14 protein-coding genes are annotated in these 15,838 nt (G+C 53.0%); 8 read left to right on the top strand and 6 right to left on the bottom strand.

Annotated features, from left to right (window positions below; genetic code table 11):
• Positions 1 to 44: 44 nt before the first annotated feature.
• The 3 genes from O0S10_RS00070 to O0S10_RS00060 all read right to left on the bottom strand — a co-directional run bounded on the left by O0S10_RS00070 (position 45) and on the right by O0S10_RS00060 (position 1,714).
• A complete protein-coding gene (locus tag O0S10_RS00070) occupies positions 45 to 614 on the bottom strand; it encodes a flavodoxin family protein (protein ID WP_268923843.1) in 570 nt (189 codons plus the stop codon).
• Between the two features lie 300 nt (positions 615 to 914).
• A complete protein-coding gene (locus tag O0S10_RS00065; protein ID WP_268923842.1) occupies positions 915 to 1,475 on the bottom strand; it encodes a pentapeptide repeat-containing protein in 561 nt (186 codons plus the stop codon).
• Positions 1,472 to 1,714, bottom strand: a complete 243-nt coding sequence (locus tag O0S10_RS00060) for a hypothetical protein (protein WP_268923841.1) — start codon at positions 1,712 to 1,714, stop codon at positions 1,472 to 1,474. The genes O0S10_RS00065 and O0S10_RS00060 overlap by 4 nt, the downstream gene beginning before the upstream one ends.
• Before the next feature lie 485 nt (positions 1,715 to 2,199).
• Here O0S10_RS00060 and O0S10_RS00055 point away from each other — a divergent pair, with 485 nt between their 5' ends.
• Both O0S10_RS00055 and gltA read left to right on the top strand, forming a co-directional pair.
• Positions 2,200 to 3,048: a sulfide/dihydroorotate dehydrogenase-like FAD/NAD-binding protein gene (locus O0S10_RS00055; protein WP_268923840.1), complete on the top strand. Its 849-nt coding sequence runs from the start codon at positions 2,200 to 2,202 to the stop codon at positions 3,046 to 3,048.
• The gene (gene gltA / locus O0S10_RS00050; RefSeq protein WP_268923839.1) at positions 3,049 to 4,404 is read left to right on the top strand and encodes an NADPH-dependent glutamate synthase; all 1,356 of its coding nucleotides are present in this window, start codon (positions 3,049 to 3,051) and stop codon (positions 4,402 to 4,404) included. It begins immediately after the preceding gene.
• Positions 4,405 to 4,445: 41 nt separating this feature from the next.
• Here gltA and O0S10_RS00045 read toward each other — a convergent pair whose 3' ends face one another.
• Both O0S10_RS00045 and O0S10_RS00040 read right to left on the bottom strand, forming a co-directional pair.
• Positions 4,446 to 4,907, bottom strand: a complete 462-nt coding sequence (locus O0S10_RS00045; RefSeq protein ID WP_268923838.1) for a hypothetical protein — start codon at positions 4,905 to 4,907, stop codon at positions 4,446 to 4,448.
• Between the two features lie 305 nt (positions 4,908 to 5,212).
• Positions 5,213 to 6,424: a magnesium transporter gene (locus O0S10_RS00040; protein ID WP_268923837.1), complete on the bottom strand. Its 1,212-nt coding sequence runs from the start codon at positions 6,422 to 6,424 to the stop codon at positions 5,213 to 5,215.
• 200 nt (positions 6,425 to 6,624) lie between these two features.
• Between O0S10_RS00040 and ppk1 the strand changes: the two genes are divergently transcribed.
• From ppk1 to O0S10_RS00010, 6 genes are all read left to right on the top strand, one after another.
• On the top strand, positions 6,625 to 8,754 hold the full coding sequence (gene ppk1, locus O0S10_RS00035; RefSeq protein ID WP_268923836.1) for a polyphosphate kinase 1: 2,130 nt from the start codon (positions 6,625 to 6,627) through the stop codon (positions 8,752 to 8,754).
• Entirely contained in the window at positions 8,744 to 10,726 is a 1,983-nt protein-coding gene (locus tag O0S10_RS00030) for a CHAD domain-containing protein (protein WP_268923835.1), read from the top strand. Before ppk1 ends, O0S10_RS00030 begins: the two co-directional genes overlap by 11 nt.
• Complete coding sequence (locus O0S10_RS00025) at positions 10,723 to 12,276, top strand: Ppx/GppA phosphatase family protein (RefSeq protein ID WP_268923834.1); 1,554 nt, start codon at positions 10,723 to 10,725, stop codon at positions 12,274 to 12,276. The genes O0S10_RS00030 and O0S10_RS00025 overlap by 4 nt, the downstream gene beginning before the upstream one ends.
• Positions 12,277 to 12,600: 324 nt before the next feature.
• Positions 12,601 to 13,902, top strand: coding sequence for a proteasome-activating nucleotidase (locus O0S10_RS00020; RefSeq protein ID WP_268923833.1), 1,302 nt, complete (start codon positions 12,601 to 12,603; stop codon positions 13,900 to 13,902).
• A 1-nt stretch (position 13,903) separates the two neighbouring features.
• Positions 13,904 to 14,323, top strand: a complete 420-nt coding sequence (locus O0S10_RS00015; protein ID WP_268923832.1) for a DUF5804 family protein — start codon at positions 13,904 to 13,906, stop codon at positions 14,321 to 14,323.
• Positions 14,324 to 14,550: 227 nt separating this feature from the next.
• Positions 14,551 to 15,516 (top strand): EF-Tu/IF-2/RF-3 family GTPase, encoded by a 966-nt coding sequence (locus O0S10_RS00010; RefSeq protein ID WP_268923831.1) that lies wholly within the window; start codon positions 14,551 to 14,553, stop codon positions 15,514 to 15,516.
• Positions 15,517 to 15,563: 47 nt separating this feature from the next.
• Here the strand turns inward: O0S10_RS00010 and O0S10_RS00005 are convergent, their stop codons facing one another.
• A complete protein-coding gene (locus O0S10_RS00005) occupies positions 15,564 to 15,713 on the bottom strand; it encodes a hypothetical protein (RefSeq protein ID WP_268923830.1) in 150 nt (49 codons plus the stop codon).
• Between the last annotated feature and the right edge of the window lie 125 nt (positions 15,714 to 15,838).

The following is a 15,838-nucleotide window of genomic DNA, read 5'->3' as shown; positions in this document are numbered from 1 at the left end:
TTTTTTCGGATGACTTTTTTGAAAGGATATTTTTTTCTTGGGAGTTATGGGCGAATCTTCTGAATCAGATGTGCCACGTTTTCCGCAAATGTCCGCATGGTTGCGATGCCTTCCTCATCCTCGGCAACGGTTCCCGGAGCCTGGCCAAAGGCAATGTTCCAGTAGGTTGAGCCGGGTACTATCATGCCGCAGATGAAATACATCATCAGCATCTCCTGTAAGGTCGCGGTCTGGCCGCCGCGCCGTGCCACCACAACCGGGCCTCCTACTTTGCCGGACATCCAGCCGCCGTTCGCACGCGAAACCATGCCGACACGCTGCAGCAGGTTCATTACATCGCCGCGGGCGGTTCCGAAGTACACCGGTGCACCGACAATGAAACCGTCCGCTTCACGAATTTCGGGCAGCATTTCATTCAGCCCGTCGTTTAACGCGCATTTACCCAGTTTTCCACACTGTCCGCAGGCAATGCAGGACTGAACGGGGTTTCCCCGAAGGGTCAGCACTTTTGCGGTGAGACCGGCTGATTCGATTGTTTCTTTGCACACGTTCAGCAAATATTCTGTGTTTCCGTTCGTACGCGGACTGCCGGAGATTAAAACTACGTCTGCCATTGTACCTGACAGGTTTGATGCAGGGGTTTATGAAACACGCGGAAACCCGGGTTTTGTGCCAAATGTTCAAACGTGTTTATACGGTCTGACCGGATGTAAACTGAGTTGTTTGATGGGATGTGACGAAAGGGAGGTCGGAGATATTTTTCCGGAAACTGAAGACGGGAGGGGGGTGAGTGGGGTTTTTTCAGGCAAACATCCGCGACGTTTTCAACCCCGTGAGACGCCTTACGTGCACAGCACGCAGACAACCACATGCCGAAATAAATCCGGTCAGGCATCAGAAACATGTTGAGACGTTTAGCGCAGTTTCTGATTATGGGAACAAAGCCGTAGTTCCTCCGGAAAGACAGCATCAGTCAGGTTTGCGCCGGAAAAGATCGTCCCCGTACAATCTGCCAGCCGGGCATAGGTTCCGGAAAGATCAGCGCCGGTAAAATCAGCGTCGGTAAAAACGGCGCGCTGGGCGTAGCAGCGGTGAAGTTTCGCGGACCGGAAACTGGCGGCGGTGAAGTCTGCACCGGAGAGGTTGGCACCGGAAAGATCCGCGTCCCGGAAGTTTGCATACGCGGCGAATGTTCCCGAAAGATTTGCAGACGACAACACAGCGCCGGAGAAATCCGCATCATCAATCGTTGCGCCGGTAAGATCGGTATCGGTGAGGACGGCACCGGAGAGGCGGCATGCGGTCAGATCAAAATTTCTCATGCATGCGCCGGTAAAGTTTCTGCCGGAAAAATCCTGACCGGGAAGGATCATCACTGCCTCTTCCGATTCTTTGAGATAGGCAGCATACCAGCAGTTCCATTCGGTGTAGTCACTGTTCTGAACGGCAGACAGGAACAGCCGGAGGGCGTTCACGACATCCCTCCGCCAAACAGGATTACGATCAGAAAGACGGCGGCAAGGAGGATAAACAGGATCAGAAACAGGACGTCATGATTCCCGTCACGGGCATCCTGCGGACGCGGGGGAGCAGGGATTTTTTCCTCGTGCGCTTCGACATATGGATGTTCGCGCTCAAGCCGCTCAAACTCCGCATGTTCTTCGGCGGTGAAGTCGGGATCAAGCTCAAGCGGTTCAGAGGTATTGCGGGTCACGTAGAATTACGTGCGATGCATGAGGGCTAAAAGGTTTGGTGAGGGGAAAGTTTCGGCATATCCGAAAACTTCCGAAACAGTTTCGGGAGAGGTATTTGACAACCTAAGCGCCCAGTATAGTATGGAGTTTCCCAAAATGGACTCCAATGCCATGTATGAAAAAAGAACAACAACCCTCTTGGAAAAATTGATGGAGGAAAGAATGACCTGGATTCGCTAACGCTTACACACCAAACCAGCCACTATGGATAACAAAACCTCATCCGGCATTTGGACTGATTTCACCAATGCTAACACAATTGTCCATTTCCAACATATAACATACCGCAAAGACGGGGCTGAGAGCTTCAAATAATTTTCTGCGGTAGACCCCACGTATTCGTTTTTCTCATGCTGCGATAAATGCGTCCGGCACAGATTAAAGTTGTCAGCCGTACAATACGTATTCACAATTTCTCAAGGCAGAACAGCGGAGTGAAATACTAATGTACGAGATAGTGAAGGCACACGCCTTGTCCGAGGCGGTTTTTGAGATGTGGATTCGTGCGCCGCAGGTTGCACGCAATGCACAGGCAGGACAGTTTTGTATTATTCACCCCGACGGCGCAGGGGAACGTGTTCCTCTGACCATTTCCGGAACTGAGGGCGATCTGATCAGGATTTCGTTTATGGCAATCGGTACAACAACGAAGCTTCTTGCAACCCTCTCCGCAGGCGACTGTCTGCGGGATGTGGTGGGGCCTCTTGGGATGCCGAGCGATATTGCCAAAGGTCCGGAGACAGTGGTAATTGTGGGCGGCGGTGTCGGTGTTGCCTGCACGCCAATTATTGCCCAGGCGGCAAAGGATGCCGGAAACTACGTGATCGGAATTATCGGCGCACGCAACAAGAGTCTGCTGATTCTTGAGGATGAGATGCGGGAGATCTGCGATGAGCTGTTTGTGACAACGGATGACGGTTCGTACGGAATCAAGGGATTCGCCAGCGGGCCGTTACAGACGCTGTGCGAAAGCGGCAGGAAGATCGACAAGGTCTGGATTATCGGCCCCGGGATGATGATGAAGGTTACAAGCGGCGTCACCAAGCCCTACGGCATTAAGACGTACGTGTCATTAAATCCGGTTATGGTGGACGGTACCGGAATGTGCGGTTCCTGTCGCGTTGTCGTGGGCGGCGAGATGAAGTTTGCCTGTGTGGACGGACCGGAGTTTGATGCACATCTGGTTGACTGGGACGATCTGCTGGCACGCCAGCGGATGTATCTTGCCGAAGAGAAAGAGTCGGTTGCGTATCATGAGGAGCACCATGTGTGCAGATGTAGGGAGGTGGCGTAAATGGACAGAGATGCAAAGGAGCGGATCGCCGATTTCGGTGAGGTGGATCTCGGATTCACGGAGGCGGAGGTCCGGGCAGAGGCGGCACGCTGTATTCAGTGCAAGAAGCCGAAATGTGTAAACGGTTGTCCGGTCGGCATTGACATCCCGGCGTTTATCCATGCCTGCGAGATCGGCGAGTTCCGCGAGGCGGCACGGATCATTAAGAAGGACAACATGCTGCCCGCTATCTGCGGCAGGGTCTGTCCGCAGGAGACGCAGTGTCAGGGCGAGTGTGTGCTCGGGAATAAGGATACCCCGATCTCCATCGGTCATCTGGAGCGGTTCGTTGCAGACTGGGAGAGACGGGAAGGTATCGAGACGCCGGTGCGGCTTCCTGCAACCGGCAGGAAGGTTGCGGTTGTCGGGTCCGGTCCTGCCGGTCTTTCGGCAGCTGCGGAGCTTGCACGGCTCGGCCACGCGGTAACGGTGTTTGAGTCCCTGCATGAAGCAGGCGGTGTGCTGATGTATGGTATTCCGTCGTTCCGTCTCCCGAAAGATATTGTTCAGACGGAGATTGAGCAGGTGAAAAAACTCGGTGCCGAGATCAAAACAAACTATGTGGTCGGCCGCAGTGTGCCGGTTGCGGAGCTGCTCGGCTATGATGCGGTGTTTCTGGGAACGGGTGCGGGTCTTCCGTACTTTATGGGGTTACCGGGCGAGAATCTTTGCGGAATTTACTCGGCAAACGAGTTCCTGACCCGGGTGAATCTGATGGGCGCAAACAGGTTCCCGGAAAAGGATACACCGGTAAAGAAAGGAAAGAAGGTTGTGGTCATCGGCGGCGGAAATGTTGCGATGGATGCAGCACGGGTGGCACGCCGGATGGGAGCGGCGGTTACCCTGATGTACCGCCGCGGCGAGGCGGATATGCCGGCACGGCTGGATGAGGTTCGTCACGCAAAGGAGGAAGGGATCGAGTTCATGTGCTGTACGAATCCGGTGCGGTTCATCGAAGGCGAAAACAAGGCGGTTGCCGGTGTTGAGGCAATCAGAATGGAGCTTGGCAGTCCGGGCGATGACGGCAGATGTTCGTTTGCGCCGATTGAGGGAAGTAACTTCACGGTTGAGGCTGATGTGGTGGTGGAGGCTATCGGTCAGGGTCCGAACCCGCTTCTGTTACGGATGCTGCCGGATCTTGCCCGCAATAAGAACGGCAGTGTTGCGGTGAACTGTCTGGGCCAGACGTCGATTGCGAAGGTGTACGCGGGCGGCGATGTGGCGACCGGTGCTGCGACCGTGATTCTTGCGATGGGTACGGCAAAGGATGCAGCACGGGCAATCGATAAGATGCTCCGCGGTGCACCGCAGTTCTAAAAAAAAATACTTTTTTTTGATAATTTTTGGAACAGGATCCTTCACTGGGTGATGGAGCCGTCCGAGGTCCACTCGGTTACCTTTCCGTCAGGCTCGACCATTTTGTAATGGACAACACCGTTTTCGTCAATGGTGTAGGTGAGAGAACCTCCGTCACCTTCAACGTGACCACCGGTTGCGCTTCCGACCATACTGGAGCCGTCAGTACCCTGATAGTTGAAGTTGCCGTCTTTGTCCATCGATCCGGAACCATCTTCGGATGTGCCGCTCCAGGAGCCGTCAGGATTGATCTGAACTTTTGTTCCGTCCTCATCTTCGGCATAGTAGGAACCGTCGGGGTTCTTATAGACTGTTACACCGTCTTCGGATGATACCGGAACAGCACCAAGAGCCGGACCGCTCGGGCCGGCGTCACCGCCGGCCGGAGCGGGAGTTCCTACACATCCGGCAGATATTGCCAGCAGTGCAACACACAGCATCAAAACAATCAGCATTCGCTTCATACTAGATACGTGCCGGTTGTTACGTATATAATAGTATTGGGCATCCGGGAATTACCTAAGATAATTTTTTCAATATTTCCGAGAGTCACATCCATGGTATATGCAAAAATATTCCCATACAGACGCAGAATAAAAATTGCCTCAATATAAATACATATATACTGCAAGTAACAATCATGCGCGGGGACACAAAAAGGATACGAAAACCGGTGAACAGGAGGTTTTGTTCCAAAAGTCAAAACGTGTTCATAGAATACGAACGTTTGGAACAAAAACCCGCCGCAGTAATAGGGCGGAACCCACGGTCACAGCAGTACCATCATCACCAGCAGAAGCGCTGTCGCCCCCACCAGATCGATGGAGCTCGTCACCACCGGTACCCCGAAATTATCCGGATCAAAACCCATCCGGTAACTGAACACCGCCGTATAATACCCCAGCAGATTCATCACCGTAATCACCAGTACCCCGGCAGCAATCGACAACTGCACCATCGGCCAAAGACCAGGCGTCGTAATCCCGATAGCCGTTGCAAACAGATGCGACAGAATGCCCATCAGCGGCAGAATCAGCAGAGCATATGCATAATTCTCCACAAAATGCCACAACACCGTCCGGGACGGTACCAAATCCGCATCCACCAGACCCATGTGCATCTCCGTTGCAACCCGTGACGTCAGAATACCTCCGATAGACCCGCATCCGTTCATAAACGGCGCCATCAGAATCAGAACCGCCGCCGCCGCAATCAGACTTTCCAGACTGTCAGTATATAAGACACCCGCAATAATCCCCAGAAGCGATAGCGGCGCAAGCAGCGGAACACCTTCCCGCAGTACATCCCGCATCGTCGCGGTCACCCGGCCCATCGAAACAACCGCCCACACAATCATCGCCAGCACCACAATACCTAAAACCAGCTTTAGTTCAGCCGGCGCTCCCATCATCAGAACCGCCGTAACCACCAGAAACGGCAGCGTCATCATATCCCCGAACGTTGTCACCACCGGTGCACCCACCATATCCAGATTCCAGCTGCGGCGGTAACACACAATCGACGTAACAACGCCTATCATTGTTACAATCAGACCCGCAATCGTCCCGGAAACAACCGAAATGATCACCAGATCAACAAGATCGATAACCTCCGTACCTGTAACAACACAGATGATCTTTCCAAACACCGCCAGAAGCACCGAAATAATCACTGTCAGCAAAATCGACGCACGCAGATTATCTCCCAGATCCGTCCCGCGCGAAAACTTCACCTCAAATGCACCAAGATGCATCGATGACGACAACCGGGACGTCAGAATCCCTGCTATTGCTCCGCGCATATTAATCGACGGTGTAACCAGTACCATAAGCCCCGGAATCAGCAGAAGAACTTCATTCACCGATCCCAGATAGACGCCTGCAATAAATGATAAACTGACACTAATTAAGAGCGTGAAGAGGCCGGTAAGAAACTCCTCGTGCTCCGAAAATATGCGGCGCCCAACTATCGCCAATTTCATCCGGAGTCACCTCATCAGTCAGTATCATAATACCTTATCTATAGATCATCGTAACGTATCAAGACTTTGCCTCAAACGAAAGAAAACACAAGAATAGAATCCCAATAGGCATAATTAGACCAATAGTGTTTCTATAGAAAGGACTGATACCAATGGGAAACAAATATACCTGCAACAACTCCCCGGAGATTCCCATACAAATGACCCCCGACTCTATCCGCGACCCGAACGATTGCCAAATCAGTCTCACGGACAAATCTCTCTATATCAACAGAGAGATTTCTCTCATTCAGTTTAACCGCCGTGTCCTGGAAGAAGCCGCAAACCTCAGCCATCCCCTGCTTGAACGCGTCAAGTTTCTCTCCATCTTCGCAAACAACATTGATGAGTTCATGATGATCCGGGTCTCCGGTCTTCTTCGCCAGATTCGCGGCGGTGTTCTGGAACGCCCGCCGGACGGTATGACCCCCACAGAGCAGATGCAGGATATCCTCGGAACTCTCCTCCCTCTTCAGGCAGAATCCGGCCGCTGCTGGAGTCAGGACCTCAAACCGTCCCTCGCAAAGGAAGGAATCTATATCCATAAATGTAAAGACCTCGGCCCGGAAATGCAGGAGTACCTGCAAAAATACTTTGAAACCCAGATATTCCCTATCCTCACCCCCATGACCTTCGACGGTTCCCATCCTTTCCCGTTCATCTCCAACCTCTCCATCAATCTCGCCGTCGTTATCAATCACCCTACCCGCGGGCAGGTCTTTTCACGGGTCAAAGTCCCCAAAGGAACCATCCCCCGGTTCATCCGTATCGAGAACGACCGGATGATACCCTCCGCCAAAAAATCTGAATATCACTACGTTGTTCTGGAAGATCTCGTCGCCGCAAACATCCAGATGCTCTTCCCGGGAATGGAGGTCAAAGACACCTACATCTTCCGTGTAACCCGTGATGCCGACATGGAGATCGAAGAAGATGAAGCGTCCGATCTTCTCACCGCAATCGAGACCAGCGTTGAACAGCGGCGGATCGGTATTCCTTCCCGTCTTGAAGTCCACGCTGCAATGCCGGAATGGATCCGTACCCTCCTTACCGCAAAGCTCCGACTCATGCCAACCCAGGTCTATGTTTCCTCAAGCGGTCTCATCGGTATGAATGATCTCATGGAACTCATGGATATTGACCGGCCTGATCTCAAAGATATCCCGTTCAAAGCCTCTGTTCCGGCATGCCTCGCAAAAGAGTCACTGCCCGCTGCAATTGCCCGCAACGATCTCCTGCTTTACCACCCGTATGACAGTTTCGGACCCGTCGTCGAGTTCGTCCGAACAGCAGCCCATGACCCCAATGTCCTTGCAATCAAGCAGACCCTTTACCGTACCGGCAAAAACTCGCCGATCGTCCACGCTCTTATGGAAGCCCGTGAGGAGGGAAAACCGGTTACGGTTCTCGTAGAACTCAAAGCCAGATTCGACGAAGAAAACAACATTGAGTGGGCGCGGTCGCTGGAACGTGCAGGTGTCCATGTCATCTACGGTATCGTCGGGCTCAAAGTTCACGCAAAAATGTGCATGGTTGTCCGCCGCGAGCAGGACAAACTCAAAACCTATACCCATATGGGCACCGGCAACTATAACGCATCCACGGCCCGCATCTACACTGACCTTTCCATGTTCACCTGTGACCCGGATATTGGTGCTGATATCGCTGATCTGTTCAATGCCTTAACCGGTTACTCCAAAAAGACCGACTACCGCAAACTGCTCGTCTCCCACGGTACCATGGGTACCATGCGAAAAGAACTCATCGCACGAATCGATCGGGAAATCGAGCGGCAGAAGACCCACGGCGACGGTTACCTCGCATTCAAACTCAACGCTCTGGTAGATGAAGAGTGTATCGTAGCCCTCTACCGGGCAAGTCAGGCGGGTGTTAAAATCGATCTCATCGTCCGCGGCGTCTGCTGTCTGCGGCCCGAAGTTCCGGGTGTCTCCGACAACATCCGCGTTATTTCCATCGTCGGCAGATTCCTTGAACATACCCGTATCTACTACTTCCGTAACGGCGGTAACGAAGAGGTTCTGCTCGGCAGTGCTGATCTCATGCCAAGAAACCTTTCGCGGCGGGTTGAGATTCTCTTTCCGGTGGAAAATCCGCATCTGCGGGACATGATCATCCATACTATTCTTGAGACCCACATCAAAGATACCGCACAGGCGCAGATTCTCCATATCGACGGAAGCTACGAGAAAGTTCTTCCCGCAGAAGGAGAAGAGCCCCTGAACTCCCAGATGTGGATGATGGAACACCGCGGAATCTGGCATGACTACTAATATGGACGAAGGATACCGGCTGTACGGGGCAACTGCTCTTGCGCAGCTCGCCGCCGATATGGCCGGGGAAAGCGCCGGTGTTAAAGCAGGAACCGATATTGAGTACATTCACCGCATGCGGGTCGCATCCCGCAGACTCCGGGCTGCTCTGCCCCTTTTTGCCGGATGTTTTCCGGAAAAAGAGTATTCGCGCTGGGAAAACGAAATTAAGCAGATCACGCGATCACTCGGACGCGCCCGCGATCTTGATGTGCAGATAGCGTTTCTGAGAGATTATGCAAAAACACTTTCAGGAAACGCTCTTCCACCCGGAACACCACGTTTCCTCCCTGAAGAGTTCCGGATGCCGGTTGAAGAGCGACCGGCACACCCCACCGCCCTTCCGGCACCTGCATCTGTGCCGGAGGTACAACCCGGATTTTTTGCCCGCCTGAAACAATTCTTCGCAGGAAGCCCTGCTGTTCCTGTGGAATCCGAACCGTTCCGTTCTGCTGAGGAGAATACAAATGCTGATCTCAGATCCGGTATCGAATGTCTCACTCTGCGCCTGATGCAGGAGAGAACGGCACTTCAGCCTGATATCATCTGTGCAGTGGAACGGTTTGAAAAATCCAAGACCCTCCCCGCACTGCAAAAAGCCTGTATGGGAATAATTGTCCGCGGTAAACTCGAAAAAACCGAGACCACCACTGCTGTCTCCTACAACACTGCTTACTATGCAATCAGTTTTGCCGCAGAACAGGTGAAACTGTATGCAAAAGCCCTCGCTGATCCGGAACGCGTAACTGCGCATCATGAGATGCGCATCGCTGCAAAAAAGCTTCGTTACACGATGGAGACCTATCGCGATCTCTACGGTGACGGACTTGCACCCGCAATCAGGATGGTAAAAGATCTCCAGGATTATCTGGGCGATATGCATGACTGCGATGTCTGGACAGAGTTCCTGCCAGGGTTCCTTGCAGAAGAAGAAGAAATGTGCGCCGCATACTTTGGTAATACCAGTTTCATGGAAACTATCCGCCCGGGTATTGCTGCGATTGTTGAGGACCGGAAAACAAAACGGACGAAGCTGCACGCAGAGGTAAACATCTTCTGGAAAAAGAATGAGAGCCAGTGGAAGGTGCTGGAACAGAGTCTGACAAAACCGCTTGTTGACCTCCGGCTGAAAACCATCTCTGTCCCGGACTCTGTTTCTGCAATCGCCTTTTTCGCCGATGTGCATGCAAACCTTCCGGCACTTCTGGCAATTACTGCTGATGCGAAAAGCCGCGGCTGTACCACGTTCCTGTATGCGGGCGATGTGATCGGATTCGGGCCCTTCCCTGAGGAAACGCTGGAATATCTCCAAACTATCAGTGCCGCAGGTGTTCTGGGCAATGCAGAAGAGGCTGTTCTTGCGGTGGGCAGGACGAAGAACTGTCCCGAAGGAATGGATAAAAAACGCTGTGCAAATCACAAAAAAACCTGGAAAAAACTCTCGGATGCGGGGCGTGCCCAATTGTTTGCGATGCCTGCGGAGATACGGTTCACCTGGGGGGGTCAGCGGATCGTTGTCATGCATCATCCTGTATCCCCGGAAAACATCTGTTCGGAGACGGCCGCGGCTGAACTTGAACGGTTTTGCGCCGATACCGATGCAGATGTTATTATCTGCGGCCATACCCACCGGACCTTTGCAAAGAAAATTCACGGCGTCTGGGTCGCAAATACCGGGGGAGCAGGACGTTCGGGGGACGGAGATCTGCGGGCGTCGTATCTGCTTGTGACCCGTGATCCTTTTTCCCTGCATCACATCCGCGTCCCGTATGATCTTGAGGAAACCCTGCAACATCTCAAAAAACAAAAAGAGATAGCCGCCATGTTTGCCGGGGGTCTGGATTTTGACGAAGCAGCAGGACAACGGGAGATCCCGAGGCCTGTGCCAATGCAGAACACGGTTACGGTCACTGCGGCAGAGGAGGAGAGATGATCAGAGAAAAGGTAGTTGCGTTCATTGATATCGGGACAAATTCGGCCCGGCTGCTGGTTGTTTCTATCGGGGAAAACGGCGCATATCATATGCTTACCCGGATAAAGGATGTTGTCCGGCTCGGCGAGGGAGAATATACTGCTGGAAAAATCCAGGCAGATGCCATTGAACGGCTGATGCGGGTTTTGAAACGGTTCATGGATCTTTCCCGCAGTCTCGGGACCACTGAGTTCGTTGCAATGGCAACATCCGCTATGCGGGAGGCGGTCAACTCTCAGGAAATTGTGGATAAAATCGAGTCTGAACTTGGTCTTGAGATTCAGATCATCAGCGGTAAGGAGGAGGCACGCCTGATTCATCTCGGCGTTGCTGCAGGTATCAATCTGGGAAGCGAGAGTGCCCTTTTTGTGGATATCGGCGGAGGGTCAACGGAACTGATCGTCGGCGGCCAGTACACCTATGCGGTGCTTGAAAGTATGCGGCTTGGTGCTATCCGCGTTACGAATCAGTGCATCAAAAAAGGGTTTACCGGTGCTCTGCCCCAAAAGCGGCAGACGAAGATGATGAACCGCATTATGACAGTGGCGATGCCTGCACTTCAGCGGATATCTGCATTTCCGTTTACCCGCTGTATTGGCAGTTCGGGAACAACCATCAATCTTGCGGAGATTGCGCAGAAGCTGTACCATCCGGCAGAAACACCCGAAAAGCCGGTACTGCAGCTTTTTGATCTGGAAAATCTCTATTCCTATCTCTGTTCCCTCACACTGGAGGAGCGGCGGAAGGTTCCGGGAATTAATCCTGATCGTGCCGATATCATTCTCGCCGGAGCTGCAATTCTTCTTGCTGTGATGAAGACCCTTCAGATTCCGGTAATTGAGATCAGCGACCGGGGTCTGCGGGAAGGCATTTTAATGGATTATCTTGCCGAGATGCCCGGTACTCCGCAGTCCGAAAAGATGCCGGTAAAAGAGGCAAGTATACTTCAGCTCGGGCGCTCCTGCCGCCTCGAGGAGATACATGCACAAAAAGTGCAGGAGATTACGCTCAGACTTTTTGATTCGGCAAAGGAGTGCGGTCTGCACAATTATGGTGCATGGGAACGCGAGCTTCTGGCACAGGCGGCGTGGCTGCATGATGTGGGAGATTTCCTCTCGTTTGTTGGTCATCATCAGCACGGCGAGTACATTATCCGGAATACTGAACTGCTCGGATTTGACCAGCGGGAGATTCTGATCCTTGCGAAAATTGTCCGGTATCACCGCAAAAAACTGCCCGGGAAAAAAGATTCGGAGTTCGGTAGTCTGACTCCTGCGGACCGCGACCGTGTGCGTGTTATGGCAATGTTTCTCCGGTGCGCCGAGCTGTTGAACCGCAGTCATGCAGATGCGGTTGCAGATGTGAGATACATCTGTAAAAAAGGAGATGCGGTTGTGCTGGATGTTGTGCCTGCGGCTGATGCGGATCTTACGCTGGAACTGATGAGTCTGGTGCCGGAAGCCGCGCTGTTTGCGAAGGTGTTCGGCAGGAAACTCATTTTACAGAGATAAGGGCTTTATCCGGAGGGGAATGTGTGCGATGCTGCGCTCAGGACAGAGTATTTTCCGGAAACGGGGGTCTTTTGTTCAGGTGAGGGGAATTACGAAACGGTGTGTGCGGCTGCGGGTGGGCCGAGGGGTGCAGTTGGGGGTTACGCCAAATAAAAGTTCACGGGGTTTTCAGCCCTGTGAGACGTTTCATGCGTCTATTTTCCGGAAATGTGTTCCGGCTGTATGTCTGGAGGAGTGATAGGGAAACGGGATGGGGGAACATGCAGTTTTTCATCCTCAATCAGATAGAATATAAACGCCGCGATCCTAACATACAGTTAAGATATGAACGAAGAAGTTCACACACTGAATACCAATACTACGCGGAAGGGGGCGAAGGTTGCAGATATTTCTCCGGAGGCGCTGGAATACAGCGATCTCAATGAAAAATTTGCCCAGATTTCAGGAGAAGCGCAACTTCTTCGTAAAGAGACGGAGTTCCTCAATAAGCAGCTGCGGGCAGCACGTGCTGAGAATGAATCTCTCCGGACCGATAATAACCAGATCCGGATGGACAATGCACAGCTGAAGAAGGAAAACTCCCAGCTGAAACGTCTTCCGTTGTTTGTTGCGGTGGTCCTGGAGAAACTGCCGGGCCGCGAGCTCTATCTGCGTCAGCAGGGTAATAATCAGGAGTATGTTACTTCTGCAAACGAGGAGATTTATGCAGAGGTCAAGGCCGGAACAAAGGTGGCTGTAAACAACACGCTCTCGATTGTGAAGGTTCTCGGCAGTACTGTTGATTCACGGGTCAAGGTAATGGAGCTGGATGCGAAACCTGCGATTACCTTTGCTGATATCGGCGGGTTAAAAGATGAGATTCTTGAGGTCCGTGAAGCGGTTGAGTTCCCGCTGACCCGGCCTGAGTCGTTTGAACGGTTTGGTGTTGTTCCGCCGAAGGGTGTTCTCCTCTACGGGCCGCCGGGGACCGGTAAAACGCTGATCGCGAAGGCGGTTGCGAATAATGCGGGTGTTCCGTTCCTCCGGATGGCGGGATCAGAACTGGTGCATAAGTACATCGGTGAGGGAGCACAGCTTGTCCGCGATCTGTTCCAGATGGCACGCGATATGGCGGCGGCCAACGGTGGTGTGGTGGTGTTTATTGACGAAATTGATGCTGTCGGCAGTATGCGCACGAATGATGGAACGTCCGGTTCTGCTGAGGTGCAGCGGACACTTATGCAGCTGCTTGCTGAGATGGATGGGTTCAACAATCGCGGAAATATCCGTATTATGGCTGCAACGAACCGGCCTGATATGCTGGATGCGGCACTTCTCCGGCCCGGACGGTTTGACCGGCTGATCAAGATTCCGGCTCCTGATGCGGAGGCAAGGAAGCAGATTTTCCTGGTGCATACGCGCAAGATGGCGGATGCCGGGTCATTGTCGGGTATCGATTATGATGAGCTGGTGCATCTGACGGATGGTCTTACTGGTGCTGAGATTGAGGCTATCTGTCGTGAGGCGGGAATGCTTGCTATCCGCGAGGGGGCAGAGGTCATCAATGAAGACCGGTTTATTGCTGCTATCCGGAAGGTCCGTCATCAGGACAAAGATGATGAACGTGCAGATATAATGTATCTGTAAGATGCTGCTGATCTGTTTCGGAAAACCGGGCGTGGATCTCTACCGGACACTGTCCGATTCGGAGACCAGCCGCCATATTTTACGTTTTTATCATCCGAAGGAGCTGGAGTTTGGGATTTCGGTTGAGGTGTCGACGGTTTCAAGCGGACTTGCGTTGATGAGCGAGCTGCGCTGGTATATTATGCGGTATATGCGGGAGGTTTTGATTGAGGATACGGATCACGGGGTGTATCTGACGCAGAATCTTGCACGCGAGGCCTACGATTCCCGTTCGATAACGCTGTCCCCTGAGTGGGAAAGCCGTTTCCGGATCTGTGTTACGGAGGAGGGGGATGTTCTTCGTCTGCCGGAGGGTGTTCCTGAGCCGGAGGGTGTTGCGGGTGTGTATGCGGTGTGGGGACTGCCGGATGAGCATCCGTGAATCTTTTTTGGGGGAGGGTGAGCGGGTTATATGCGGGGTGTTTAGCGGAAAAGAAATTCCGCCGGATGTGATGAGAGTGGGCGGATGTTGGGGTAATGGTGCAGTGTTGGGCGTTGTGTTTTTATTCCTGAACGTCGTTGGCTGAAATTCGATCGATGACGATCCTGTACAGGCAATCCCGCAGTATTGAAAGAGTTAATCCGCCGTAACGTCCAATACGTATGGATATGCCAAATCTGACAGTTGCGGTCCTTGCTCCGAATGGATACGCCCGGGATATCGGGAAAAAGGGAACGAGTACTGATATTACGTTTTATAATCTGAAGAAGGGACATGATACGGTTACGCTGCTGGAGCCGACACGGTATCCTGACCGGCTTGCGCCGCTGTTCTATGTGGTTTCGATGGCTCATGAGGCGATTGTGGTTGTTGAGGAGATTACGTCCATGTTTGCGGAGTGGGTGTTGATTCTGGATTGTGCGGGTGTTGCGAGGGGTACGATTATTCTGAAGAATTATCTGCAGCCGTCGGATATTGCGCCGCTGATTAAGGGTACGGTTCTTGAGGGGTATGAGATATGCGAGGAGGATTTTATTGCGCTGTCTGCAAATCTTCTTGCGCGTGCGGCTGCGCAGCCGGAGATCGAGCCGAAGGAGGGGGCGACAGGGTCGGTGCCGATTGATCATCATTTCAATGTGCGGGGGATCGGGACGGTGATTCTCGGGTGTGTGGCGGACGGCTGGGTTCGGAAGCATGATAAGATGCGGGTTGAGCCGATTGGGAAGACGGCACAGATCCGGTCGGTGCAGAAGCATGATGATGATTTTGCCTGGGCGTATGCGGGGGATCGTGTTGGTTGTGCGCTGAAGGATGTTGAGGCGGAGGATCTGGATCGCGGGTTTGTGCTGACGACGGATCCGCTGGTGACGAGTGCGACGATGATTACGGCGCAGGCGGAGCTGGTGAAGTACTGGCCGTCGGCGGTGAAGGAGCAGATGGTGGTTTCGGTGGGTCACTGGATGCAGTTCCTTGCGGCCCGGGTGACGGCGGTTGAGAATGGTGCGGACTGGCACAGGCCGGTGCTTACGTTTGCGATGGAGACGCCGCTGGTGTATAAGCCGGGTGATACGGCGGTTCTGCATTATCTGGACGGCGGGAAGCTCCGGATTATGGGGACGGTTGTTCTTCCCTGATTCTTTTTTTTTGGATGTGAGCTGGGGAAAAAAGAGGGCCGGGGTTTTTAGTTCCGGTCTTCGTTTGCGGTTGTGTTGTGGGTTCTGTCGAGCCACCGGTCCGTCCATGCGTAGAGGGGCGGTGCGAGGATGAGTGCGGCAAAGGCGAGGCCCTGAGCGGCGATGCCGATGATGAGGATGAGGGTGATGGTGTCCATGGTTTTGTTTCTCTTTTTTGGTGTTTTTTGTTTGGAATACGCGGTTTAACCGCTGCATCCGAGCGGGTCATTTTGGTGTTTTTTTGTTTGGAATACGCGGTTCAACCGCTGCATCCGAGCGGGCA

The sequence above is a fragment of the Methanocorpusculum petauri genome (assembly GCF_026891975.1).
Lineage (GTDB): Archaea > Halobacteriota > Methanomicrobia > Methanomicrobiales > Methanocorpusculaceae > Methanocorpusculum > Methanocorpusculum petauri.
Note: the sequence above shows the minus strand (reverse complement) of the source record. Positions and strands in the feature narration are given on the sequence as shown.